The sequence below is a fragment of the Bradyrhizobium sp. genome, assembly GCF_016462955.1.
Lineage (GTDB): Bacteria > Pseudomonadota > Alphaproteobacteria > Rhizobiales > Xanthobacteraceae > Bradyrhizobium.
The window spans coordinates 1-8,046 of record NZ_JAEMSD010000327.1; the positions used below are offsets into that span (position 1 = coordinate 1).

10 protein-coding genes and 1 pseudogene are annotated in these 8,046 nt (G+C 64.7%); 2 read left to right on the plus strand and 9 right to left on the minus strand.

Translation table 11 applies throughout. The annotated features are described in order from the left end of the window. The 8 genes and pseudogenes from JHD07_RS26805 to JHD07_RS26840 all read right to left on the minus strand — a co-directional run. Nucleotides 1–177: pseudogene (locus JHD07_RS26805) on the minus strand (CpaF family protein); the annotation flags it as partial. A 21-nt stretch (nucleotides 178–198) separates the two neighbouring features. Next, complete coding sequence (locus JHD07_RS26810; protein ID WP_291627513.1) at nucleotides 199–1,467, minus strand: AAA family ATPase; 1,269 nt, start codon at nucleotides 1,465–1,467, stop codon at nucleotides 199–201. Further along, entirely contained in the window at nucleotides 1,464–2,198 is a 735-nt protein-coding gene (locus JHD07_RS26815) for a CpaD family pilus assembly protein (RefSeq protein ID WP_291627514.1), read from the minus strand. Before JHD07_RS26815 ends, JHD07_RS26810 begins: the two co-directional genes overlap by 4 nt. 20 nt (nucleotides 2,199–2,218) lie before the next feature. Continuing rightward, complete coding sequence (locus JHD07_RS26820; RefSeq protein WP_291627515.1) at nucleotides 2,219–3,709, minus strand: type II and III secretion system protein family protein; 1,491 nt, start codon at nucleotides 3,707–3,709, stop codon at nucleotides 2,219–2,221. Beyond that, nucleotides 3,706–4,503 (minus strand): Flp pilus assembly protein CpaB, encoded by a 798-nt coding sequence (gene cpaB / locus JHD07_RS26825; RefSeq protein WP_291627517.1) that lies wholly within the window; start codon nucleotides 4,501–4,503, stop codon nucleotides 3,706–3,708. The genes JHD07_RS26820 and cpaB overlap by 4 nt, the downstream gene beginning before the upstream one ends. A 129-nt stretch (nucleotides 4,504–4,632) precedes the next feature. Then, nucleotides 4,633–5,157, minus strand: coding sequence for a prepilin peptidase (locus tag JHD07_RS26830; protein ID WP_291627518.1), 525 nt, complete (start codon nucleotides 5,155–5,157; stop codon nucleotides 4,633–4,635). A gap of 118 nt (nucleotides 5,158–5,275) precedes the next feature. Further along, a complete protein-coding gene (locus JHD07_RS26835) occupies nucleotides 5,276–5,422 on the minus strand; it encodes a hypothetical protein (RefSeq protein ID WP_291627520.1) in 147 nt (48 codons plus the stop codon). Nucleotides 5,423–5,490: 68 nt separating this feature from the next. Next, nucleotides 5,491–5,655, minus strand: a complete 165-nt coding sequence (locus JHD07_RS26840) for a Flp family type IVb pilin (RefSeq protein ID WP_291627522.1) — start codon at nucleotides 5,653–5,655, stop codon at nucleotides 5,491–5,493. Between the two features lie 268 nt (nucleotides 5,656–5,923). On the opposite strand from JHD07_RS26840, the gene JHD07_RS26845 reads away from it, so the two are divergent. Together JHD07_RS26845 and JHD07_RS26850 are read left to right on the plus strand one after the other, a co-directional pair. After that, nucleotides 5,924–6,751 (plus strand): sterol desaturase family protein, encoded by an 828-nt coding sequence (locus tag JHD07_RS26845; protein WP_291627524.1) that lies wholly within the window; start codon nucleotides 5,924–5,926, stop codon nucleotides 6,749–6,751. A 149-nt stretch (nucleotides 6,752–6,900) separates the two neighbouring features. After that, a complete protein-coding gene (locus JHD07_RS26850) occupies nucleotides 6,901–7,398 on the plus strand; it encodes a pilus assembly protein N-terminal domain-containing protein (RefSeq protein ID WP_291627525.1) in 498 nt (165 codons plus the stop codon). A gap of 195 nt (nucleotides 7,399–7,593) precedes the next feature. Here JHD07_RS26850 and JHD07_RS26855 read toward each other — a convergent pair whose 3' ends face one another. Further along, nucleotides 7,594–7,806: a cold-shock protein gene (locus JHD07_RS26855; protein WP_014439634.1), complete on the minus strand. Its 213-nt coding sequence runs from the start codon at nucleotides 7,804–7,806 to the stop codon at nucleotides 7,594–7,596. Nucleotides 7,807–8,046 lie beyond the last annotated feature (240 nt).

Below are 8,046 nucleotides of genomic sequence, written 5' to 3' on the forward strand. Positions count from 1 at the left end.
CTCCATGGCCGGAGGCGGCGGCGGGGCCTTGGCGGGGGCAAGCGGCGGCGAGGCGACGGCCGGCGGAGGCGGGGCGCGCGACACCGGCGGCGCCTGAGCCTGGGCAGGCTCGAGCGACACGGCACCGGGCTTGGGCGCCCGAAGGTCGGTGTCTGTTCCGCTACGCTTACCGAACACTTAACAACTCCATGCGGCGGCTTATCTTCCCCGCAACTTCTCAATCAGAGGTGAAAACAGGGACGACTTTTGTTTCTTGGTCTCGCTGCGGCCGGTCAGGCGCTGGGCGATCTGCAGAAACATATCGATCGACTTGTGGTTGGCGGAGATCTCCGCGATCATCTGGCCGTTGTTGGCCGCCGAGCCGAAGATCTGCGGCTCGAACGGGATCGAGACGATCGGCTGGCTCTCGATCGCCTTGGCGAACTCCGCGGCGGCGATTTCGGGCCGTTTCGGCACGCCGACCTGATTCAGGCAGTAGAGCGGCGGCCGGTCGTTGGGGCGGGCGGCCTTCAACAGATCGACCAGGTTCTTGGTATTGCGCAAATTGGCAAGATCGGGCGCGGCCACGATCAGGATGTCGTCCGCTCCGATCAAGGCGCGCTTGGTCCAGCCCGACCATTGATGCGGAACGTCGAGCACGATGCAGGGCATGGTGGAGCGCAGCGTGTCGAACACCGCGTCGAACGCGTCGGTGCCGAAATCATAGACCCGGTCGAGCGTGGCGGGCGCCGCCAGCAGGCTGAGATGGTCGGTGCATTTCGACAGCAGGCGGTCGATGAACGCAGTGTCGACGCGGTCGGGCGAGAACACCGCGTCGGCAATGCCCTGTGGTGGATCCTGGTTGTAGTCGAGGCCGGCGGTGCCGAAGGCGAGGTCGAGGTCGGCGACGACGGCGTCCATCGCGAGGTCACGCGCGATCGCCCAGGCGACGTTGTGGGAGATGGTGGAAGCTCCGACGCCGCCCTTGGCCCCGACCACGGCGATGATGCGGCCGACCGCCTTGGCTTCCGGCGCCGAGAACAGGTTGCAGATCGAGCGCACGACGTCGATCGCGCCGACCGGCGCCAGCACGTAGTCGCTGACACCGCGGCGTACGAGCTCGCGATAGAGCGTGACGTCGTTGATGCGGCCGATCACGACCACGCGGGTGCCGGCGTCGCAGACGGTTGCGAGCTGGTCGAGACCGCCCAACAGATCGTTGCGGCCGTCGCTCTCGAGCACGATCACGTTCGGCGTGGGGGCCGAACGGTAGGCTTCGATGGCGGCCGCCATGCCGCCCATCTGGATCTTTAGATGGGCCTTGCCGAGACGGCGATCCTCGCCGGCCGACTGCACCGCGGCGGCGGTCTCCACTGTCTCGCAGAAGGCCTGGACCGAGACGCGCGGCGCGGGCGCAATGTGCTCCTCCACCGGCGGCGTAGCTGCTGCCGGCTGCTCTTCTTGTGTCTGGCGCGCGTAGCTGATCATTTGCCGGTGTCGCTGAGTTTGGCCCTGTCGGCCTCAGGATAGGTGGTCGCCGACGTCATTCCCTTGCGATACTTCTCCAGGCCGGTGATGCGCCGCGGCGTGTATGACGGAGTTTCGGGCCGCGGCTGCTCGAGGTCCGAGGGATTGTCGACCATGGCTGCGAGGTTGCGCTGATAAGCGCAGCCGTAATTGTAATAGTCCTTGTTCTCGAACCATCGTTTGTTCTTCATCGAGGGTCCGATGTCCTCCGGCCACAGGCCGCAGGGACCGGCGACCGCCGCGATCTTCGAATAGGTGAGCCGGATCGGCGGCAGGAAGCGCTTGTCTTGCGGCTGGTAGGGGTGAACGCTGACTCCGCGCGGCGGAACGCCTGCGGCTGTCAGCATCGCCTGGATCTCACGCATGGTGTCCGCGACCGGACGGGCATTGGGGGTGTTGGAAGGCACGTCGATGCGGATGGCGCCGGTGCCTTCGTGCAGCCACGACGATGCGACGCCCATCACGTCAGCACGCTGGGCAGCGGTTAATCCGCCGCGGGCATGGCCCACGAAGACGACGATCGAGCGATTCTGCTCCTCGACCGCGATCGGATGGCGCTGCTTGTAGTCGTCGGGGATGGAGGCCGTGAGCACGTCGTCGTGCTGGCAGCCGCCGACGGCGAGCGCGATGCCAACCAGCGCGCCACCGAGGCGGAGGGCGCGTTTGCGAAGCTGGGGTGGTCTTGTCATCATCGTGAAGTCCCCGTTCCGCATCAGTCGGTAATGAAGCCGTAGGTGCCGCGGTAGTTCTTGGCTGGTTCGGTCCGTCCGGGCACGCCGTAGAGCCGGTTGATATTGCCGATCAGCTGGGCCTGCGGATCCGCAGGGGGGGCGAAGCCGTCATCCGGCCGCGACAGGTCCTTCGGCGCCACCGCGCGAACGACATAAGGCGTCACGATCACGACCAGCTCGGTCGCGTTGTTGACGAAGTCGCGGCTGCGGAACAGCGTGCCCAGAATCGGGAGCTGCATCAGCCCCGGCATTCCGCTGACCGCCTGCTTGGTCTGCTGATGGATGAGGCCCGCCATCGCCATCGCGCCGCCAGAAGGAATCTCCAGCGAGGTCTCGGCGCGGCGCGTCCTGATCGAGGGCACCGTCAGCGAGTTCACCGACGTCGAACTCACGGCCTGGGACAGCGTGATCGAATTCTCGTTCGACAGCTCCGAGACCTCCGTCATCACGCGCAAGCTGATCTTGCCCTCGCTCAGCACCACCGGCGTGAAGTTGAGCGAGATGCCGAACTTCTTGAAGCTGATCTGGGTGGTACAGACATGGGTGACGGGGTCGCACGCATAGCCAGCCGGGACCGGGAATTCGCCGCCGGCGATGAACGTCGCCGATTCACCCGAGATCGCGGTCAGGTTCGGTTCGGCCAGCGTGCGGATGACGCCCGCGGTCTCCATTGCGCGCAGGGTGGCCTGCACCGACGGGGCCGCGCCGAACTTCGTGGTCAGGTTGTTGCCGTCCACGAGGTTCCTGCCGAGGGCGGTGAACGGATTGGAGTTGGTGAAGCTCACCACCGACGTGCCGTAGTTGAGGTTGGCGGTCAGGTCGATGCCGAGCTGCTTGATGATGCTGCGCTGGACTTCGGCCACCGTCACCTTGAGCGTGATCTGGTCGCGGCCGCGCACCACGATCGAGTTGACCACCTTGTCGGCACCGCCCGCCAGGCGCGCAGCGAGTTCGTTGGCCTGCTGCGCCTCCATCGGATTGGCAGCCGTGCCGGTCAAGACGATGCCGTCGCCGAGGCCGTCGATCTGGATGTCCGAATTGGGCAGGATCTGCTTCAGAGCGGCCCTTACGCCGTTGAGGTCGCGCTTCACCGCGATGTCATAGGCCGCAATCTGCTGACCGGCCGAATCGAAGAACACGATGTTGGTCTGGCCGACCGCGGCGCCGATGATGTAGGCGCGCTGCGCCGAGCGGACCACCGCATTGGCGATCTTGGGGTCGGCGACCAGCACGTCCTTGATGTCGCGCGGCAGGTCGATCACGATCGACTTGCCGACCCCGAGCGAGAGGAAGCGCGCGTTGATCTGGCCGTCCGCCGCGGCGGACGGCACCGGGCGGTAATCGGCGGCGATCACCGGAGCGATCGCCGGGTTGAGCGCCAAGGCGAGGGCGGCCGAAAACGACAGGGTTCGGACCAGTGATAGACGCATCGTGGCCGAAGCCGATCTGGATTTGATGTCGACTGTCTTCATCGTGCCTTAGCCGTCTGACTTGGAATGCCGTAACGAATGATCGAAACGCCGTCCTGCTTCTGCGCGGAATCGTCGAGTGGGATCTCGCTCATCTTGACGTCGACGATGCTGCGCAGCGCCAGCGACAGCGTGCCGCTCTGCCGCGCCGCGGAGAGCGTCGCGGTCTGCGCGGGGTTGAGTTCGAGAGTGACGGTCTTGCCGACCACCGCGTTCTGGCCATCCTTCTCCTTGGGCGCCTGGTCGATCGCCAGGACCCGGATATTGGCCAGGATGATCTCGGAGGTGACGATATCAGGGGCGCCGCTGTTCTGGTCGGGGTTCTTCAAGCGGCGCGTGAGCAGGACGTCGACCCGGTCGTTGGGCAGGATGAAGCCGCCCGCGCCGGTCTCCGGGGAGATCTCGGTCGAGATCGCCCGCATGCCGGTGGGCAGGATCGCCGCCATGAAGCCGGAGTTTTCGGCCTTGACCAGTTTCTGGTCGCGGATCGGCTCACCCTGAATGAACGGCGCGCGCGCGATCGAACCGGCAACCTGGGTCGCACCTTCGGGGCGCTCGTTGCGGCGGATGAACGTGGCGCTGGCGGTCGCAGCAGGCCAAGTCTGCCATTGCACGTCTTCCGGCTTCACGGTCTGGCCGAGGCCGATGTCGTTCTTGGCCACGAGGACGTCGACGGTCGGCAGTTGCGCGGTCGGAGGCGGAGCCGGCGCCGAATTGTCGGTGCCGCTCGCCAGGTACGCGGCGACGCCGCCGGCGCAGATGGCGACCGCCAGGACGACAATGCGTGCCCTATTCATACGCTTCAACTTTCCAACAATACGCTGCGACGCTGCCGCCGCCGTGATCGGCAGTTGACCAGCTATTCGTCAAAGCATGGTTAATGAGGCGTATCTAAATCGGCTTAACGCCGGGTTTACCCGGAGCTTTCAGCGCAGGGCGAGGTGAGCGAGGTCGATCGCCTTCACCCATTCGGTCTCGGGATAGACCATCAACGCGCTCAGCGCGAGCGCGATGCCGTAGGGAATGCCGCTCTCCTTGGCATGCAGCCGTGCGAGCCAAGCCTGACCCGCCAGCCCGTAGGGCAGCGGCCATTGCCGGAACTGGAGCAGGAGCAGCGTCAGCGCGCCGCCGAACAGCGAGGCGTAGAGCAGGAAGTTCATCAGATGCGCGAAGCCGAACCAGAGCGCGACGGACGCCGCGACCTTGGCGTCGCCGCCGCCCACCCAGCCCATCGCAAAGCAGGTGAAGGCCACGACCAGGAGCAGCGCGCCGGCGCCGACATGGCTCATCATCTCATAGGGTGCCATGCCACTGGCGAAGGCGAGCACGAAGAATCCTGCCACAAGGGCCAGCGACACGCGGTTCGAGATCGTCATCGTGAAGAGGTCGCTCGCGGCGGCGAACGCCATCAGGGCCGGGAAGAGCAGAAGGCGCGCAAGGTCGAGAATCATGGGCTGCGTCTTGAGGCCTGGGTTTGCCGCGGGAACCGGCGTCGGCGGATGCTAGCGCGCAGTGCTAAACAAACCGACAACGGCGGCAGGGCCGCGCGGGCCGGAACCGGCAAATGCTTCACAAGAAACTGGCGATGCGCGCGGCGAGCGCGACTGTCGCAAGCAGCAGCGCCAGGCAGATCCAGTAGGCCGGCGAGCCGGCCTGCGGCGCCTCCGCTTCGCGCGCCGCGACCGCGGCATCGGTTCTGAACTCTTGCAACGCCACTGGAACTCGCCGTTTAGAAAGACAAAGCCCCGGCGGTCCGGGGCTTTTGCCGTCGTTGGCAGACCTGCTTACTTCAGCGACGTGCTGATCGAGGAGAACTTGGTGTTCAGCGTGCTGCCGAGATTGTTGACGACCGTGATGATGGCCAGCGCGATGCCGGCGGCAATCAGACCGTATTCGATCGCGGTGGCGCCGGATTCATCCTTCGCGAAACGCGCAATCAGGTTCTTCATGGACATGACTCCGTCTGGTGGGATCGCCTCGTTCGGCGCTGTCGTTGACGTGATGACCATGAGAGCCGAGCACTTTCGGTGGAGTTAATTCCATCGGGTAAACCCCGGTCCTGCGCGGTGCTTCTGCCCAAGGTGAATTTCGCCTTAAGGGCCAACCGCGGATTCGTTCCGGTTGCGGATGCATGGCCGACGCGGCGCCTTGCTTCACCCTCCCTTAAATCTACCGGAGTAGGCCTAAGCAGCACCGAAACTGGCAAGAGAGGCGACGATGTCGAGCCTGCCCATGCAAGTCGCCCTGATGCTCGGCGAAACCATCGTGAAGGTGATCCCTGTCACCTTCGTGCTTGCGGCGGTCTTCACCGTGCTGGAGCGCTTCTGGGCCTGCAATCCCGGTGCGCCGTGGTGGCGCAAGCGGGAGATCGTCACCGACATCTGCTACTGGTTCTTCGTACCGGTATTCGCCCGCACCATGCGGATCGGACTTCTGATCGTCGGCGCGAGCGTCCTCTTCGGCATCCACGACGCCGACGGTCTCGTCGCCTTCTACGACAATGGCCATGGTCCGCTGGCGCAGCTGCCGCTGTGGGTGCAGGCCGTGGTGTTCCTGGTCCTGTCCGATTTCATGCTGTACTGGCTGCACCGGCTCTTCCACGACGGCGGCTTCTGGAAATACCACGCCGTCCATCATTCGTCGGAGGAGATCGGCTGGATTTCCGCAGCCCGCTTCCATCCCGTCAATCTCGTGCTCGGGACGATCAGCGTCGACGTCGTGCTGCTGATGGCCGGTATCTCCCCGAACGTGATGATCTGGATCGGCCCGTTCACCACCTTCCATTCGGCCTTCGTGCACGCCAACCTGAACTGGACCTTCGGTCCCTTCAAATACGTGCTGGCGACCCCGGTGTTCCACCGTTGGCATCACACCTCGCTCCAAGAGGGCGGCGACACCAATTTCGCCGGCACATTCCCGGTCTGGGATGTACTGTTCGGCACCTTCCGCATGCCGGAAGGCAGGCTGCCGCAGGACTACGGCAAGGACGAAGCGACCATGCCAAAGGAGTTCGGCGGCCAACTCGCCTATCCGTTTCGCCATTAGGAGAGGGATGGCAGGCCCGGCAAACGCCGATCCGTTCAAACAATAGTCGGCGAGTTTGCGGAACGTTCACGAATTGAAGGCAGGTTAACTTGGTCGGGCGCCGGCTCCGCTGTGTGATTCTGCCGGTTTGTGACGTCCCGGGGGTAAGTATGCGTAAAGAAATGTTGCGCCGCCATGCGCGCGCCTGTGTTCTGATTGTCGCCGCGGTGCTGGCATGGCCGGCCTCCGGCCTCGCCCAGTCCACCGCCGACACCATCGCCGTCAATGTCGACCAAGCCAAGCTGGTGCGGCTGCCCGGCAAGGTGGCGACCATCGTTGTCGGCAATCCCCTGATCGCCGACGTCACGCTCCAGCCGGGCGGCATGATCGTCGTAACCGGAAAAGGCTATGGGGCTACCAACTTCATCGCCCTGGACCGCGGCGGCGAGATTCTGGTCGACCGGCAGATCCAGGTTGAAGGTCCTACCGACCGGCTCGTCACCGTCTATCGCGGGATCGAACGCGAGTCCTACAGCTGCGTACCGATCTGCCAGCGCCGCGTGACCCTCGGCGACAGCGACACCTACTTCAACAACACGATGACCCAGGCCGGTGCGCTGAGCACGAGTGCCAGCGGTGGTGCCGGCACGGCCGCCAAGTCCAACTAGCTCATCGACCCACCCTGCCGCTGCAGGAGCGATCCCGTCAGGCTGCGTGCTTTGAGGGCGGCTCCGTGTGCGCGTCCGCTTCGACGGCAGCACACAGTATACGTGCCCTTAAAATCAAGGAGGCCGCGCGTCACCGCACGGCCTCCCGGTTTGCTCTGCCTCGCTCGAGCCGATCGGGGCCGAGGCCCCGCGGGCTCAGCCCGCAGCGCGGAGGTTGTCGGCTGCCGACTTGCCGGAGCGGCGATCGGCCACGATTTCGTAGGAGATCTTCTGGCCCTCGCGCAGCGAGCCGAGGCCGGCGCGCTCGACGGCGCTGATGTGAACGAACACGTCCTGGCCGCCGTCGTCGGGCTGAATGAATCCGAAGCCCTTGGTTGCGTTAAACCACTTCACGGTTCCCATGCTCATGGGGGTAGTCCCTTCTCAGATAGTACAATGTCAGAGCCCGCTCGCGCGGGCAGGTTTAGATCGAACTTCTGGAAGGGTCGTCAGCGTGTCTGAACCGGCTGTACCGGTGGATGCCAATGTGGTCCGGCCAAAAATCGATTAATTCATTTTATCGGAAGCGAGGGTCTGAAACAATCCGGACGTGCGCGATTTTTTGATCCGCCGTGACGCGACGGCGGACCACAAGTCGAGATATCATCC

Excerpts from the sequence above, each read along its gene's own strand:
- JHD07_RS26810 (WP_291627513.1), bottom strand. The coding sequence starts at position 1,467 with ATGATCAGCTACGCGCGCCAGACACAAGAAGAGCAGCCGGCAGCAGCT.
- JHD07_RS26815 (WP_291627514.1), bottom strand. The coding sequence starts at position 2,198 with ATGATGACAAGACCACCCCAGCTTCGCAAACGCGCCCTCCGCCTCGGT.
- JHD07_RS26820 (WP_291627515.1), bottom strand. The coding sequence starts at position 3,709 with ATGAAGACAGTCGACATCAAATCCAGATCGGCTTCGGCCACGATGCGT.
- cpaB (WP_291627517.1), bottom strand. The coding sequence starts at position 4,503 with ATGAATAGGGCACGCATTGTCGTCCTGGCGGTCGCCATCTGCGCCGGC.
- JHD07_RS26830 (WP_291627518.1), bottom strand. The coding sequence starts at position 5,157 with ATGATTCTCGACCTTGCGCGCCTTCTGCTCTTCCCGGCCCTGATGGCG.
- JHD07_RS26840 (WP_291627522.1), bottom strand. The coding sequence starts at position 5,655 with ATGAAGAACCTGATTGCGCGTTTCGCGAAGGATGAATCCGGCGCCACC.
- JHD07_RS26845 (WP_291627524.1), top strand. The coding sequence starts at position 5,924 with ATGTCGAGCCTGCCCATGCAAGTCGCCCTGATGCTCGGCGAAACCATC.
- JHD07_RS26850 (WP_291627525.1), top strand. The coding sequence starts at position 6,901 with ATGCGTAAAGAAATGTTGCGCCGCCATGCGCGCGCCTGTGTTCTGATT.
- JHD07_RS26855 (WP_014439634.1), bottom strand. The coding sequence starts at position 7,806 with ATGAGCATGGGAACCGTGAAGTGGTTTAACGCAACCAAGGGCTTCGGA.